A 14,101-nucleotide genomic window follows, 5' to 3' on the forward strand; every position below is an offset into this window, starting at 1 on the left:
CAGCTGCAATCCGGGCGTCATGGAGCGAAGCGAAGATGTTGCGGTTCCATGACACCCGCCCCCGATGCAAGGTTGATTGCCGATGCTCCAGCGCCCGGTTTCCGTTTCTGTTTCCGCCCTGCTTGCAGTACTGCTCGCGCTGGCCGCGGCCAACCCCGTGATCGCCCGCGATACGGCAGTCGATGCCGCGGGTGACGCGCGCGAAGCGGAGCCCAACACCCTGGTGCCTGCGGGCGACCCGCGCTACGCGCCCGCAGCGCGGCCGGACCGCGTCATCGCCTCGCCCGCCGCGGATCCGGCGCGCGGTTTCCACGTGGCATGGCGCACTGCCGACGGCGTGGATGCACCACTGCTGGAGCTGGTCGTCGCCGGCGACTCGCCGGACATGGGCGCGCCGCTCCGTGTCGCCGCGCGCAGTCGCGCGTTCACGACGGAAAACGGCACGGGCCGGCAGCACCGGCTCACGGTCGACGGACTCGACCCCGACACGCTGTACGCATTCCGTGTGCAGGGCGGCAACGGCTGGTGGAGCCCGTGGCGGCAGCTGCGCACCGCGGCGGCCGCGGGTGCGCCGCTGGAATTCCTGTACTTCGGCGACACCCAGAACAAGAACGCCAGCCTTGGCACGCGCGTCGTGCTCGAGGCGATGCGCCACGCCCCCGAGGCGCGCCTGGCGCTGTTCGCCGGTGACCTGGTGAGCGGCGGGGACGGCGAAGACGACAACGAGTGGGGCGAGTGGTCCGACATCGCCGCGCCGCTGGCATCGACCATGCTGGTCGCGCCCCTGGCCGGCAACCACGAGTACTTCGAGGAGTTCGAGGACACGCCCCGGGAGCGCCGCGTGCTGGGCGCGCACTGGGCGCACATGTTCGCGCTGCCCGGCAACGGCGCGCCGGGCGCTGAGGCGACGACCTACTGGTTCGACATGCACGACGCGCGCTTCGTGGTGCTCGATGGCACCTCGGCGCTCGACCTCGGCACCGTCAGGGCGCAGGCCGCGTGGCTCGACGGCGTGCTGCGCGACAGCCCGCGCGCGTGGACGGTCGTGGCCATCCACCAGCCCATGTACTCGCCGCGCGAAGGGCGCGACAACCGCGTGCTGCGCCGTCACCTGATGCCGGTACTGGAGCGCCACGCCGTCGACCTGGTGCTGCAGGGCCACGACCACACCTACGGTCGCCGCGCCGGCGACGCCGGCAAGGCCACGCCGCAATACGTGGTGTCGGTGGCCGGTGCCAAGCAGTACCTGTTGTCGCAGGAAGCGCGCGAGACCATGGCGCCGGTTGCCGAGGACACGCAGTTGTTCCAGGTGATCCGCATCGACGGCGACACCCTGCATTACGAGGCGCGCACCGCCACCGGTCGTCTCTACGACGCCTTCTCGCTGGTCGGCGATCGCGCCACGGGCCGCCGGATCATCGAACACACCGAAGGCCGGATCGGGCAGCGTGACTGCGGCCGCTCGGCCACGCTCAAGGGCCGCACGGATCGCTGCTGGGAGTAGGGCGCTTCACTTGGGTGGCGGGTACCAAGGGCCTTGAGGACTCATGTCCCCCGGCGATGGCCTTGGCCATCGCCTCCTCCTTGACTTCGCCCTCAAGGCCCTTGGCACCCGCCCCACAGCCGCGACCCGGCCCCAAAGTGGCCGGGAGGCCTTCGCGGGGAAGTCAAGGAGGAGGCATCCGCCGCGAGGCGGATGCCGGGGGACATGAGCCGCGAAGGCCTCACGGCCACCACAGGGCCCGCCAGGCCTCCAACGCCCCTCAGGCCACGGAGTAGCAGCGCGAGGCAATCAGGCCGCCGCCTGCACCCGCGGCCCTTCGAGCAGCGCGCGCTTGACCATCGACACCACCAGGTCCAGCTCGTCCTCGCCCATCTCGAAGCGCGGGGTGAAGCGCAGCGAGTTCTCGCCGCCGTGGATAACGCCCAGGCCCTGCTCGCGCAGCCATTCTTCCGATGATCCCCCACCGTAGCCCTTGAAGCCGGGCGCAAGCTCGCAGGAAAACAGCAGGCCGGTGCCCTGCACCTTGGTGATCAGCCCGCCGAGCTCGGCCTTCAGCGCCTCCAGCTTGTCGAGCGCCTGCTGGCCGCGGGTGCGGATGTTGGCGCGCACTTCCGGGGTGACCAGGCCCAGCACGGTCACGCCGACATCGGCCGCGCGCGGGTTGGCGGTCATGGTGTTGCCGTAGGTGCCACGCTTGTAGATGCCCGCGGCGCGCGCGTTCACCGCCAGCACCGACAGCGGGTACTGGCCGGCGTTGAGCGCCTTGGAATAGGTTTCCATGTCGGGCGCCTCCTGGCCTTCGAAGCCGGGGTAATCGACGATCGACAGCGCGCCGGTGGCGCGCAGGCCGGCCTGGATGGAGTCGACCAGCAGCAGCGAGCCATGCGCCTTGGTGAACTCGCGCGCGGCGGCGTAGAACGCGACCGGCACGCTGCGGCCCGGGTCGCCTTCGCCCATCACCGGCTCAAGGAACATCGCCTCGATGAACCAGCCCTTGGCATCGGCGTCGGCGAAGGCCTGCTTCAGCGCGGCCTGGTCGTAGGGCGGCACGACGATGACGCTGTCCTCGTGGCGGTAGCTGGCCAGCGCTCCTTCGTACGCCTTGCGCGAGGAATTTGAGTACAGCGCCGGTGCCTCGGTGCGGCCGTGGAAGGCGCCCTTGACGACGAGGCGCTTGATCGTGCGGCCGGCGTGGCGGGCGCCGGACTCGGTCATGGTCTTGGCGTTGGTGTCGGCGATGCGCGCGGCCAGCGACACCGACTCGGAGCCGGAGTTGAGGCACATGATGGCGGCATACGGGCAACCGCCGATGCTGTGGCCGATCTCGGCGCGCAGCGCGCGGTCCAGGCGCAGCTGCGACAGGCTGGGCGTCATGACGTTGGCCATCGCCTGCGGCTTGGCCATCGCCTCGATCACCGCCTGCGGCGCGTGGCCGAAGCCGAGCATGCCGTAGCCGCCCGTGTCGTACAGCACCGCGCCCTTGAGGGTCACGATCCACGGCCCGCGCGCTGCGAGCGCGACGTAGGGGTTCACGCCGTCCTGCGGATAGAAGTTGACGTAGCCGGCCTGCACGGCCTGGATCTGCGCGTCCTCGTCGAGGTCGAGCAGGTCGGCGAAGTCGGCTTCGATACGCGAGAATTCCGCTGCCGCTGCGTCGATCGCGGCGACGAGGTCGGCGTGATTGGCGGCAAACCGCTCCACGGTGGCGTCATCGAGGCCGGGGGTGCGGCGGTGGCCCTTGCGGGCGCGGAGCGTGGCGAGCCTGGCGGTCACGGACATGGTGCTGATCCTCGGGTTGGAGTGGCACCCCTCCGGCGCCTCGACCTCTATTATCGCCATGGGTTCGGCGCTTGGTAGGTGCGAATTGCGCAATAGTCGGGTAGCTTTCGTCGAATCGACGTATGGAATGTGCGAGATGAAGCTCACAGGCTCCGATGAGGCCCTGCTGTCGCTGCTGCGCGAGAATGCCCGCGCGTCCACCGCCGAGATCGCCCGGCGCCTGCAACTGTCGCGGACCACGGTGCAGAGCCGGATCGAGCGCCTGGAGCGCATGGGCGTGATTGCCGGCTACACGGTGCGGGTGAAGGATGACTTCGAACGCGAGCGCATCCGCGCGCTGATCATGGTCACCGTGTTCCCCAAACAGGCACCGGCCGTGGTCGAGGCGCTGCGGCAGATGCCGGAGCTGCGCAGCCTGCAGTCGGTCAGCGGTCCCTGGGACCTGGTGGCGCAGGCCGTGGTGCCGACGATCGGCGACATGGATGCGTTGACCGACCACATCGGTGCGCTCGACGGCGTGGAACGCACCACCTCGTCGCTCGTGCTGTCCACCAAGTTCCAGCGCTGACGGAAACCCCGCTTTGAAAAAGTCCGATTTCCATTTCGACCTGCCGCAGGCGCTGATCGCCCAGGCGCCGCTGGCCGAGCGGTCGGCCAGCCGCATGCTGGTGGTGCCGCCGGGAAATGCCGCGTTCGAGGACCGCCAGGTGCGTGACCTCGCCGGGTTCCTGCGCAGCGGCGACCTCGTGGTGTTCAACGACACGCGGGTGATCCCGGCGCGGCTGTTCGGCCACAAGGCCGGCACCGGCGGACGCGTGGAAATCCTCATCGAGCGCCTGCTGCCCGGCAACGAGGCCCGCGCGCAGGTGGGTGCCAGCAAGACGCCGAAGCCGGGCAACCGCATCCTGTTCGACGCCGGCGGCGAAGCCGAAGTGCTGGCCCGCGACGGCGCCTTCCACCACCTGCGCTTCCATGTCGACGGCGCGCTGGAGTCGTGGCTGCTGAAGGCCGGCCGCCTGCCGCTGCCGCCGTACATCCAGCGCGATGCCGGCGCCGATGACGCCGAGCGCTACCAGACGGTGTTCGCGCGCGAGTCCGGCGCGGTGGCCGCGCCCACCGCCGGCCTGCATTTCGACGAGGCGCTGCTCGCGTCGCTGCGCGCGCGCGGCGTCGGTTTTGGCCACGTCACGCTGCATGTCGGCGCCGGCACGTTCCAGCCGATGCGCGTGGACGATGTGCGCGACCACCACATGCACAGCGAGTGGATCAACGTCGGCGCGGAACTGGTGGAGCAGGTGCACGCGACGCGCGCGGCCGGCGGACGCGTGGTGGCGGTGGGCACCACGGTGGTGCGGGCGATGGAGTCGGCCACGGTCGACGGCGTGTTGCGGCCGTTCGCCGGCGAGACCAGCATCTTCATCTTCCCCGGCTACCGCATCACCTCGGCGGACGTGCTGCTGACCAACTTCCACCTGCCCGAGTCGACCCTGCTGATGCTGGTGTCGGCGTTCGCGGGCAAGGGCCGGGTGTTCGCGGCGTACGCGCACGCGGTGCGCGAGCGCTACCGCTTCTTCTCCTACGGCGATGCGATGCTGCTTTACCCCGGCAGCTGAGGGCCGCCCTGCAGCCAGCGCGGGGTGAACACGACGTTGGCGGCATCGCTCATCAGCTGCAGCTCGCCGTCCTGGATCATCGCGGTCAGGCGCATGCCGCGTTCGAGCAGGCTTTCCATCGCGGCCACGGTGTCGGCGCCGATGTCGACCACCACCAGGTTCCTGACGCGCGCCAGTGCCGCGCTGTTCTTGGTCCACCAGATCGCGGCGCCGCCGCCGCTGTAGGTCACCACCACGACCTGCCTGGCACGGCCGGCGGCCTTGCGGATGCGGCTTTCATCCGGCTGCCCGAGGTCGATCCACTGCTCGATGTCGCCGGTGTAGTCACGGCGCCAGAGGTCCGGTTCCTCCTCGTTGCTCAGCCCGCGGCCGAACTCGAGGCGCTCGTCGGCGAACAGCGCGAACGCCAGCAGCCGCACCATCAGCCGGCCCGGGGTCTCCGACGGGTGCTGCGCCAGGGTGAGGTTGTGCAGGGCGTAGTAGTGCCGGTCCATGTCGCTGACCTGCAGCTCGACCTTGTAGACGGTGGCATTGGGGGCCATGGGATGGGTCCGCGCAAAGCAGGCGATTGTAGGCGCTTTCGCCGCAGTGGCCGGCCGCAGCGGCAGGACGCAGCGGGGCCCGTGCACGGTGCGGCTGGTCGCTGCGGGTCGCGGGTGAGACAATAGTGATTCTCATTACCGACGTGCCGGCGGTGGTCGCCGCGCCCGCCAATCATCGCCAGGAGTCTCCGTGCACATGCCGTCCCGATTCCCCCGTACTTCGAGCCTGCTCGCCGCAGCCTGCGCCGCGCTGCTCCTGGCCGCCTGCGGCAAGCAGGCGGCGCCTGCGCAGGAAGCCGGTACCGCGACGCCGCATGCCGACGCGGTGGCCGGCGCGGTCAACCTTTACACCACCCGCGAGCCCGGCCTGATCCAGCCGCTGCTGGACGCGTTCACCCGCGATACCGGCATCACGGTCAGCACGGTGCTGCTCAAGGACGGGTTGATGGAGCGCCTGAAGGCCGAAGGCGAGCGCTCGGCGGCCGACGTGCTGATGACCGTCGACACCGGCAACCTGCTTGACGTGGTCGAGGCCGGCCACACCCAGGCAGTGGACTCGGACGTGCTCGAATCCGCAATCCCGGCGCACCTGCGCGGTGCCGACGGCCACTGGTTCGCGCTTTCGCTGCGCGACCGCGTGCTGTACGCGCACCGCGACCTGGCGCTGGAGTCGTTCGCCTACGAGGACCTCGCCGACCCCAAGTGGAAGGGCAGGGTGTGCATCCGCTCCGGCCAGCACCCTTACAACACCAGCCTGTTCGCGGCGATGATCGCGCACAACGGCGAGGAGGCCACCGAGACCTGGCTGCGTGGCGTCAAGGCCAACCTGGCGCGCAAGGCGGCCGGCGGCGACCGCGATGTCGCCCGCGACATCCTCGCCGGCATCTGCGACATCGGCCTGGCCAACGCCTACTACGTCGGCCGCATGAAGAACGCCGAGCCGGGTTCCGAGCAGCACCAGTGGGGCGAGGCCATCAAGGTCATCCGCCCGGTGTTCGCCGACGGCGGCGGCACGCACGTCAACATCAGCGGCGCGGCAATTGCGCGACATGCGCCGAACCGCGACAACGCGGTGCGGTTGCTGGAATACCTGGTCTCCGACGAGGCGCAGAGCCTGTACGCGCGTGCCAACTACGAGTATCCGGTGAAGGCCGGCGTGGAACTGGATCCGGTGGTGGCGAGCTTCGGCGAGCTGCGCGTCGACCCGTTGCCGCTGACCGAGGTGGTGCGCCATCGCCGCCAGGCCAGCGAACTGGTCGACAAGGTGGGCTTCGACAACTGAACCGGTGCCGGTCCCGCGTGCCGGTCCGGCCGACGCCCAGCGCATGACGCTTCACGCAAACCGCGGTGCCGCGGCGGCGCTGCGCCGCCTCGACCCATGGCAGCTGGCCGCGGCAGGCATCGCCGCGGTGGTGCTGCTGCCGCTGCTGTCGCTGGCCTGGACCGCGCTGCAGGGCAGCGCCGGCATGTGGTCGCATGTCGCGGTGCACGTCTTGCCGACCGCCGCGCGCAACACCTTGCTGCTGCTGGGCGGCGTGGGCGTGCTGGTGGTGGCGATCGGCACCGGCGCGGCCTGGCTGGTCACCGCCTATGACTTCCCGGGCCGGCGCACGCTGGCGTGGGCATTGCTGCTGCCGCTGGCGGTGCCGACGTACATCGTGGCGTTCGCCTACCTGGACCTGCTGCATCCGCTGGGCCCGGTGCAGGGCGTGGTGCGCGCGCTGCTGGGCTACGACAGCCCGCGCGACTTCCGCCTGCCCGACATCCGCTCGCTGGCCGGTTGCATCGTGCTGCTCGGCTTCGTGCTGTATCCCTACGTGTACCTGACCACGCGCGCGATGTTCATGACCCAGGCGGCCGGGCTGATCGAGGCCGCGCGCACGCTGGGCGCCTCGCCGGCGGCGGTGTTCCGGCGCGTGGCGCTGCCGCTGGCGCGGCCCGCGATCGCGGTGGGCACGGCACTGGCGCTGATGGAGGCGCTCAACGACATCGGCGCCTCCGAATTCCTCGGCGTGCAGACGCTTACCGTGGCGGTGTACACGACCTGGATCACCCGTAGCGACCTGCCCGGTGCCGCGCAGATCGCGCTGTCGATGCTGGTGGTGGTGGTGGCGCTGCTGGCGCTGGAGCGCCACGCACGCCGCCGCCAGCGCTACGCCTCCGGACAGCGGCCGCGGCCGATGCAGCCGCTGCGGCTGCGTGGTGGCCGTGCGGTGCTGGCCTTCTCGCTCGCGCTGCTGCCGGTGGTGGTGGGCTTCGTGCTGCCGGCCGCCTACCTGGTGGTGGAGACATTGGCGCGGATGGGCAACGGCGGGGTGTCGCCGCAGTTGCTGGCGAGCACGCGCAACACGGTGCTGGTGGCGGTGGCCGCGACCCTGGCCACGGTGTTCGCCGGCCTGGTGATGGCGTGGGCGCTGCGGCTTGCGCAGGGCCGTCGCCGCGAGGCATCCGCCGCGCTGAGGCTGCGGGCGGCAAGCCTCGGCTACGCCGTGCCCGGCACGGTGCTGGCGATCGGCCTGCTGATGCCGCTGGCGTGGTTCGACGATGGTGCCAACCTGGCGCTGCGCGCGCTCGGCATGGAACCGCGGATGCTGCTGATGGGCTCGATGGCGGCGCTGGTGCTGGTGTACCTGCTGCGCTTCCTGGCGATCGCGGCCGGCGGCATCGAATCCGGCCTGGCGCGTATCCCGCCGTCGCTCGACCAGGCTGCGGCCAGCCTCGGCCACCGTGCCGGCGCGACCCTGCGCCGCGTGCACCTGCCACTGCTGCGCCCGTCGCTGGCCGCGGCCGCGCTGCTGGTGTTCGTGGACGCGATGAAGGAACTGTCGGCGACGCTGCTGCTGCGGCCGCTGGATTTCGAGACACTGGCGACCTGGCTGTATGCCGAGGCATCGCGTGGCACCTACGAGGAGGGAGCGGTGGCGGCATTGCTGATCGTGCTGGTGGGACTGTTGCCGGTGGTGCTGCTGGCACGCACCGGGCTGCGTTTCGGCCAGGAGCGCGCGTCGTGAGCGCGGCGCTGCTGCAGCTGGACGCGATCGATGTCTCCTATCCCGCACCCGGCGGGCCGAAGGTGGTGGTCGACCGGCTTTCGCTGCAGCTCGAGGCCGGCACCATCGGCTGCCTGCTCGGTGCTTCGGGCTGCGGCAAGACCACCGTGCTGCGCGCGGTCGCCGGCTTCGAACCGGTGCGCAAGGGATCCATCACCCTGGATGGCGGCTGCGTGTCGAGGCCCGGGCTGTCGCTGCCTCCGGAGCAGCGCCTGGTGGGGATGATGTTCCAGGACTACGCGCTGTTCCCGCACCTCGACGTGGCGGCCAATGTCGCGTTCGGACTGCAGCGGCTGGCGCGTGCGCCGCGCGCCGCGCGGGTGGCGGAACTGCTGGCACTGGTTGGCCTGTCGACCTCGGCCGGGGCCTATCCGCACGAGCTCTCCGGCGGACAGCAGCAGCGCGTGGCACTCGCGCGCGCGCTGGCGCCGGGCCCGGCGCTGCTGCTGCTCGACGAGCCGTTCTCCAACCTCGACACCGATACCCGCGAACACCTGGCACTGGAGCTGCGCGCGCTGCTCAAGGCGGCCGGTACCACGGTGCTGATGGTCACCCACGACCAGGCGGAGGCGTTCGCCATGGCCGACCGCATCGGGGTGATGGACCGCGGCCGGATCCTGCAGTGGGACGGCGCCGAGGCGCTGTACCGGCAGCCGGCGGACCGCTTCGTGGCCGGCTTCATCGGGCGCGGCGCGCTGGTGCCGGCGGCGTCCCTGGGCCTGGCGGGCGACGATGACGTGCTGCTGCGTCCCGAGGCGCTGTACCCGCACGCGGAGGGCACGATCCACGGCGAGCTGCTGGCGTCTGCATTCCGCGGCCCCGGGCACGCCGGCAGCGTGCGCCTGCCTGGTGGCTGCGTGGTGGAGATCGACCTCGAGGCCGGCCACGTGCCGGGCGGCGCGATCCGCCTGCGCCTGGACGAGGACGGGCTGGTGCGCTTCCCGCGCTGAGCGCGGTTTCCGTGGCCGCGCCCGATCCGCGACAATGGCCGGCCTTGTCCACGCCCCGGCAGCACCGTCCATGTCCCGCATGCAGTTCCAGTTGTCCGCCCGCGACGGCGGCGCCCGCCGCGGCCGGCTCACGTTTCCGCGCGGGGTGATCGAAACGCCGGCGTTCATGCCGGTCGGCACCTACGGCACGGTCAAGGGCCTGCTGCCGGAACAGGTCAAGGCGCTGGGCGCGCAGATCATCCTGGGCAACACCTTTCACCTGTACCTGCGGCCGGGCCTGGAGGTGATCGAAGCGCACGGCGGGCTGCACGGCTTCATGCGCTGGGACGGGCCGATCCTCACCGACTCCGGCGGCTTCCAGGTGTTCTCGCTGGCGCACCGGCGCAAGATCACCGAGGCCGGCGTGACCTTCTCGGCGCCCACCGACGGCTCCAAGGTCTTCCTGGGGCCCGAGGAGTCGATGCACATCCAGAAGGTCCTCGGCTCGGACATCGTGATGATCTTCGACGAGTGCCCGCCGGTGCAGGTGGACGGCGCGCCCGTCGACGCGCGCGTCGTGGAGCGTTCGATGGAGCTGTCGCTGCGCTGGGCCGAACGCTCCCGGCGGGCCCACGAGGGCAACGACGCGGCGCTGTTCGGCATCGTGCAGGGCGGGGTGCACCACGACCTGCGCACGCGCTCGGCGGCAGGCCTCAAGGCGATCGGCTTCGACGGCTACGCGATCGGCGGCCTGGCGGTGGGCGAGACCGAGGCCGAGCGCAACGCCATGCTCGAACACACCTGCCCGCAGCTGCCGGAAGACCGCCCGCGCTACCTGATGGGCGTGGGCAGGCCCGAGGACCTGGTGGAGTCGGTGGCGCGCGGCGTGGACATGTTCGATTGCGTCATGCCGACCCGCAACGCGCGCAACGGCCACTACTTCACCTCCACCGGAACCGTGCGCATCCGCAACGCCCGCTACGACCGCGACAACGGGCCGATCGAGGCCGGTTGCGGCTGCCCGGCGTGTGCCGGCGGCTATAGCCGCGCCTACCTGCGCCACCTGGACCGCTGCAACGAGATGCTCGGCCCGATCCTCGGCACCCTGCACAACCTCTGGTACTACCAGTCGCTGATGGCGGGGATGCGCCAGGCGATCGAGGCGGGAACCTTCCAGGCCTTCCGCGAGTCATTCCATGCCGTGCGCGCGGCCGCGGCCACCCGGCCAGGCTGACCGCGCGGCCTGCATCAGGCGTTGAAAGCGCCCGCCGCCGGCCGCATGGCATACTTCCCCGCTGATTTCCGCCTTGATGGATGAACCCATGAGCCTGCCCAACCCGCTCGACCTGCTGATCGCCCCCGCCTATGCCCAGGCCGCCGCCCCGGCCGCGGCGCCGAGCATGCTCACCACCCTCGCGTTCCCGGTGATCCTGCTGCTGATCATGTATTTCCTGATGATCCGCCCGCAGATGAAGCGCGCCAAGGAGCATCGCGGCATGCTGGAAAAGCTCGCGGTCGGCGACGAAGTGATCACCAGCGGCGGCATCGCCGGCGTGGTGCGCAACATCGGCGACAGCTTCCTGACCGTCGAGATCGCCAACGGCGTCGAGATCCGCGTGCAGAAGGGTTCGGTCGGCAACGTCCTGCCCAAGGGCACGCTCAAGGCGGCCTGACCGCCGCCACACGCTCTCCCGAGCCCGGCGAGCGGTTCCGCCGCCGGGCCCCGACCATGTCGCTCCCGTCCGCGGGAAGACCTCCCGCAAGACGAAGCCATGCTTGAATTTCCCCGCTGGAAGTACGTCGTCATCCTCATCGTGGTGCTGTTGAGCGCGCTGTACGCGCTGCCCAACATCTATCCGCAGGATCCCTCCGTGCAGATCACCGCCAACCGCGGCGCCACCATCGGCGCCGAGCTGCGCGGCAAGGTGGACGCCGCGCTGGCCGAAGCGGGCGTCACCGCCAAGGCGGTCGATACCGACGACAAGGAAATGATGGTGCGGCTGGCCAGCCTGTCCGACCAGACGCTGGTCGCCGACGCGCTGCGCCCGGTGCTGGGCGAGGACTACATCGTCGCGCTCAACCTCGCGTCCACCGTGCCGGCGTGGCTGGAAGCCGTCGGCGCGCGGCCCATGCTGCTGGGCCTGGACCTGCAGGGCGGCGTGCATTTCGTGCTGCAGGTGGACCAGAAGGCGGCGCTGGACAAGCGCCTTGATGCCTACGCCGACGAGATCCGCGCGGTGCTGCGCGACAACCGCATCCGCTACGAGTCGGTGGAGCGCACCGCCGGCGGCGTGACCGTCGCCAACCTGGCCGATGCCGCCGACGCCGACCGCGCCATGCGCCTGCTGGCCACCGCGCAGCCGACGCTGCTGCGCGAGGCGGTCGGCAAGCGCATCACCACCCGCGTCCCGGACGTCGAACTCAACCAGATCTCCACCGACGCGATCGACCAGAACATCACCACGCTGCGCAACCGCATCGACGAGATCGGCGTGGGCGACCCGGTGATCACCCGCCAGGGCGCCGACCGCGTGGTGGTGCAGCTGCCCGGCGTGCAGGACACGGCCGAGGCCAAGCGCATGATCGGCGCGACCGCCACGCTGGAATACCGCGCGGTGGTGGACGGCGATCCCTTCGACGCGGTGGCCAGCGGCAACGTGCCGCCCGAGGCGCGCGTGTACTACCGCCGCGAAGTCGGCGTCGACGGCCGCCCGATCCCGGTGCTGCTCAACAAGCGCGTGATCGCCTCGGGCGAGCAGATGGTCACCGCGCAGTCGACCCTGGACGAGAACGGCATGCCGGCGGTGAGCGTGACGCTCAACAACCTCGGCGGCCAGCGCATGTTCGACTTCACCTCGATGAGCGTCGGCAAGCCCATGGCGGTGGTGTACATCGAGCGCATCCCGCAGCTGACGACAAATGCCGCCGGCGAGGAAGTGCGCAGCTTCCGCGTCAGCGAAGAGGTGATCTCGGTCGCCAACATCAACGGCGTGTTCGGCAAGCAGTTCCAGACCACGGGCCTGGAGAAGGCCGAGGCCGACGGCCTGGCGCGCCTGCTGCGCTCGGGTTCGCTGGCGGCGCCTATGGACTTCATCGAAGAGCGCATCGTCGGCCCCAGCCTCGGCAAGGAAAACGTCGCGCGCGGCACCACGGCGGTGCTCTACGCCTTCGTGTTCACCCTGCTGTTCTTCGGCATCTACTACCGCATGTTCGGCCTGTTCACCTGCATCGCGCTGCTGCTCAACCTGCTGATGGTGGTCGCGATCATGAGCCTGTTCGGTGCCACCATGTCGCTGCCGGGCTTCGCCGGCCTGGCGCTGTCCATCGGCATGTCGGTGGACGCCAACGTGCTCATCAACGAACGCATACGCGAGGAGTTGCGCGCGGGCATGCCGGCACGGGCGGCGATCGCCAACGGCTACGACAAGGCCTCGGGCACCATCTTCGACTCCAACATGACCGCACTGCTGGCCGGCATCGCGCTGTTCGCGTTCGGCACCGGGCCGCTGAAGGGCTTCGCGGTGACGATGGTGATCGGCATCCTGACCTCGGTGTTCACCGCGGTGACGGTGTCGCGCGGCATCGCCACGCTGGTGTACGGCGGGCGCAAGAAACTCACCACCCTGCCCATCTGACGGGAACACGACCATGACCATTTTCCCGTTGCGGCTGATCCCGGCCACCCCGAACATCGACTTCATGCGCCTTCGCTGGGTGTCGGTGCTGCTGTCGCTGGCGCTCACCATCGGCTCGATCGCGGCGATCGCCGGCATCGGCTTCAACTACGCGCTGGATTTCACCGGCGGCACCGTGGTGGAGCTGCGCTTCGAGCAGGCGGCCGACGTCGACGGCGTGCGCGAACGCCTGGAGGCGGCCGGCTACGGCAGCGCGCAGGTGCAGACCTACGGCAGCGGCAGCGACCTGCTGGTGCGCCTGCAGCCGCGTGACGGCGAGACCAGCGCCGACGCCAATGCGCGCACCGCCGAGGAAGTCCGCGCGGCGGCCTCCGCCGACGGCAATGAGGCGACCATCCAGGGCAACGCGTTCGTCGGGCCGCAGGTCGGCCGCGAGCTGGCCTGGAACGGGCTGTACGCGCTGCTGTTCGTGGTGGTCGGGTTCCTGATCTACATCGGCTTCCGGTTCGAGTGGAAGTTCGCGGTCGCGGCCATCGTCACCACCTTGAACGACGTGCTGATCGTCGCCGGGTTCTTTGCGGTCACCGGGCGCGAGTTCGACCTCACGGTGCTGGCCGGCCTGCTGTCGGTGATGGGCTTCTCGATCAACGACACCATCGTGGTGTTCGACCGCGTGCGCGAGAACTTCCGCAGCATGCGCGCGCCGCCGCACGAGGTGCTGAACGCGTCGATCAACCAGACCCTGTCGCGCACCATCATCACTTCGGTGGCGGCGTTCCTGACGGTGTTCGCGCTGTACCTGTACGGCGGCGGGTCGCTGCAGGGCATGTCGTCGGCGATGATGATCGGCATCGTGTTCGGCACGCTGTCGTCGATCTTCGCGGCCTGCCCGCTGCTGACCATGGGCTTCCTGAAGGTCACCAAGCAGGACCTGCTGCCGAAGGCCCGTGACGACGAGGAACTCGCCCGCCGGCCCTGATCGCCCGCGTCTCCGTGCCCCGGAGCGCGGGGCTGGGTGCACGTACGAAAAACCCCGCATCGTGCGGGGT

Annotated in this window: 12 protein-coding genes; 10 read left to right on the top strand and 2 right to left on the bottom strand. The window is 70.4% G+C overall.

Going from position 1 to position 14,101, the window contains the following annotated elements:
* Positions 1–76 precede the first annotated feature (76 nt).
* Positions 77–1,504 (top strand): metallophosphoesterase family protein, encoded by a 1,428-nt coding sequence (locus tag IDM46_RS05820; protein WP_223878040.1) that lies wholly within the window; start codon positions 77–79, stop codon positions 1,502–1,504.
* Positions 1,505–1,792: 288 nt separating this feature from the next.
* Here the strand turns inward: IDM46_RS05820 and IDM46_RS05825 are convergent, their stop codons facing one another.
* Positions 1,793–3,283 carry an aminotransferase class III-fold pyridoxal phosphate-dependent enzyme gene (locus IDM46_RS05825; RefSeq protein ID WP_185115094.1) on the bottom strand — a complete coding sequence of 497 codons (1,491 nt, stop codon included), beginning with the start codon at positions 3,281–3,283 and terminating at the stop codon, positions 1,793–1,795.
* 136 nt (positions 3,284–3,419) lie between these two features.
* Here IDM46_RS05825 and IDM46_RS05830 point away from each other — a divergent pair, with 136 nt between their 5' ends.
* Both IDM46_RS05830 and queA read left to right on the top strand, forming a co-directional pair.
* Positions 3,420–3,851 carry an Lrp/AsnC family transcriptional regulator gene (locus IDM46_RS05830; protein WP_182821551.1) on the top strand — a complete coding sequence of 144 codons (432 nt, stop codon included), beginning with the start codon at positions 3,420–3,422 and terminating at the stop codon, positions 3,849–3,851.
* A gap of 13 nt (positions 3,852–3,864) precedes the next feature.
* Positions 3,865–4,896, top strand: a complete 1,032-nt coding sequence (gene queA / locus IDM46_RS05835; RefSeq protein WP_185115095.1) for a tRNA preQ1(34) S-adenosylmethionine ribosyltransferase-isomerase QueA — start codon at positions 3,865–3,867, stop codon at positions 4,894–4,896.
* On the opposite strand, the gene IDM46_RS05840 is transcribed toward queA, so the two are convergent.
* Entirely contained in the window at positions 4,881–5,438 is a 558-nt protein-coding gene (locus IDM46_RS05840; RefSeq protein WP_182821547.1) for a YaeQ family protein, read from the bottom strand. The genes queA and IDM46_RS05840 overlap by 16 nt on opposite strands.
* Positions 5,439–5,634: 196 nt before the next feature.
* Here IDM46_RS05840 and IDM46_RS05845 point away from each other — a divergent pair, with 196 nt between their 5' ends.
* From IDM46_RS05845 to secF, 7 genes are all read left to right on the top strand, one after another.
* Complete coding sequence (locus IDM46_RS05845; protein ID WP_185115096.1) at positions 5,635–6,720, top strand: Fe(3+) ABC transporter substrate-binding protein; 1,086 nt, start codon at positions 5,635–5,637, stop codon at positions 6,718–6,720.
* Positions 6,721–6,763: 43 nt separating this feature from the next.
* A complete protein-coding gene (locus IDM46_RS05850) occupies positions 6,764–8,449 on the top strand; it encodes an iron ABC transporter permease (RefSeq protein ID WP_182821543.1) in 1,686 nt (561 codons plus the stop codon).
* A complete protein-coding gene (locus IDM46_RS05855) occupies positions 8,446–9,438 on the top strand; it encodes an ABC transporter ATP-binding protein (protein ID WP_182821541.1) in 993 nt (330 codons plus the stop codon). Before IDM46_RS05850 ends, IDM46_RS05855 begins: the two co-directional genes overlap by 4 nt.
* A 70-nt stretch (positions 9,439–9,508) precedes the next feature.
* The gene (tgt, locus tag IDM46_RS05860; protein WP_182821538.1) at positions 9,509–10,651 is read left to right on the top strand and encodes a tRNA guanosine(34) transglycosylase Tgt; all 1,143 of its coding nucleotides are present in this window, start codon (positions 9,509–9,511) and stop codon (positions 10,649–10,651) included.
* 88 nt (positions 10,652–10,739) lie between these two features.
* A complete protein-coding gene (gene yajC, locus IDM46_RS05865; protein ID WP_182821537.1) occupies positions 10,740–11,090 on the top strand; it encodes a preprotein translocase subunit YajC in 351 nt (116 codons plus the stop codon).
* A gap of 99 nt (positions 11,091–11,189) precedes the next feature.
* Positions 11,190–13,052, top strand: coding sequence for a protein translocase subunit SecD (gene secD, locus IDM46_RS05870; RefSeq protein ID WP_182821534.1), 1,863 nt, complete (start codon positions 11,190–11,192; stop codon positions 13,050–13,052).
* Between the two features lie 13 nt (positions 13,053–13,065).
* Positions 13,066–14,031 carry a protein translocase subunit SecF gene (gene secF, locus IDM46_RS05875; RefSeq protein ID WP_182821532.1) on the top strand — a complete coding sequence of 322 codons (966 nt, stop codon included), beginning with the start codon at positions 13,066–13,068 and terminating at the stop codon, positions 14,029–14,031.
* Positions 14,032–14,101: the final 70 nt, after the last annotated feature.

Origin of the sequence: Luteimonas sp. MC1825, from assembly GCF_014764385.1 — a bacterium.
In the GTDB taxonomy this organism is placed as follows: domain Bacteria; phylum Pseudomonadota; class Gammaproteobacteria; order Xanthomonadales; family Xanthomonadaceae; genus Luteimonas.

What these genes read in the sequence shown, in the direction of transcription:
- secD (WP_182821534.1), top strand. Translation starts at nt 11,190, where the DNA reads ATGCTTGAATTTCCCCGCTGGAAGTACGTCGTCATCCTCATCGTGGTG.
- IDM46_RS05830 (WP_182821551.1), top strand. Translation starts at nt 3,420, where the DNA reads ATGAAGCTCACAGGCTCCGATGAGGCCCTGCTGTCGCTGCTGCGCGAG.
- tgt (WP_182821538.1), top strand. Translation starts at nt 9,509, where the DNA reads ATGTCCCGCATGCAGTTCCAGTTGTCCGCCCGCGACGGCGGCGCCCGC.
- IDM46_RS05845 (WP_185115096.1), top strand. Translation starts at nt 5,635, where the DNA reads ATGCCGTCCCGATTCCCCCGTACTTCGAGCCTGCTCGCCGCAGCCTGC.
- secF (WP_182821532.1), top strand. Translation starts at nt 13,066, where the DNA reads ATGACCATTTTCCCGTTGCGGCTGATCCCGGCCACCCCGAACATCGAC.
- IDM46_RS05850 (WP_182821543.1), top strand. Translation starts at nt 6,764, where the DNA reads ATGACGCTTCACGCAAACCGCGGTGCCGCGGCGGCGCTGCGCCGCCTC.
- IDM46_RS05825 (WP_185115094.1), bottom strand. Translation starts at nt 3,283, where the DNA reads ATGTCCGTGACCGCCAGGCTCGCCACGCTCCGCGCCCGCAAGGGCCAC.
- IDM46_RS05840 (WP_182821547.1), bottom strand. Translation starts at nt 5,438, where the DNA reads ATGGCCCCCAATGCCACCGTCTACAAGGTCGAGCTGCAGGTCAGCGAC.
- yajC (WP_182821537.1), top strand. Translation starts at nt 10,740, where the DNA reads ATGAGCCTGCCCAACCCGCTCGACCTGCTGATCGCCCCCGCCTATGCC.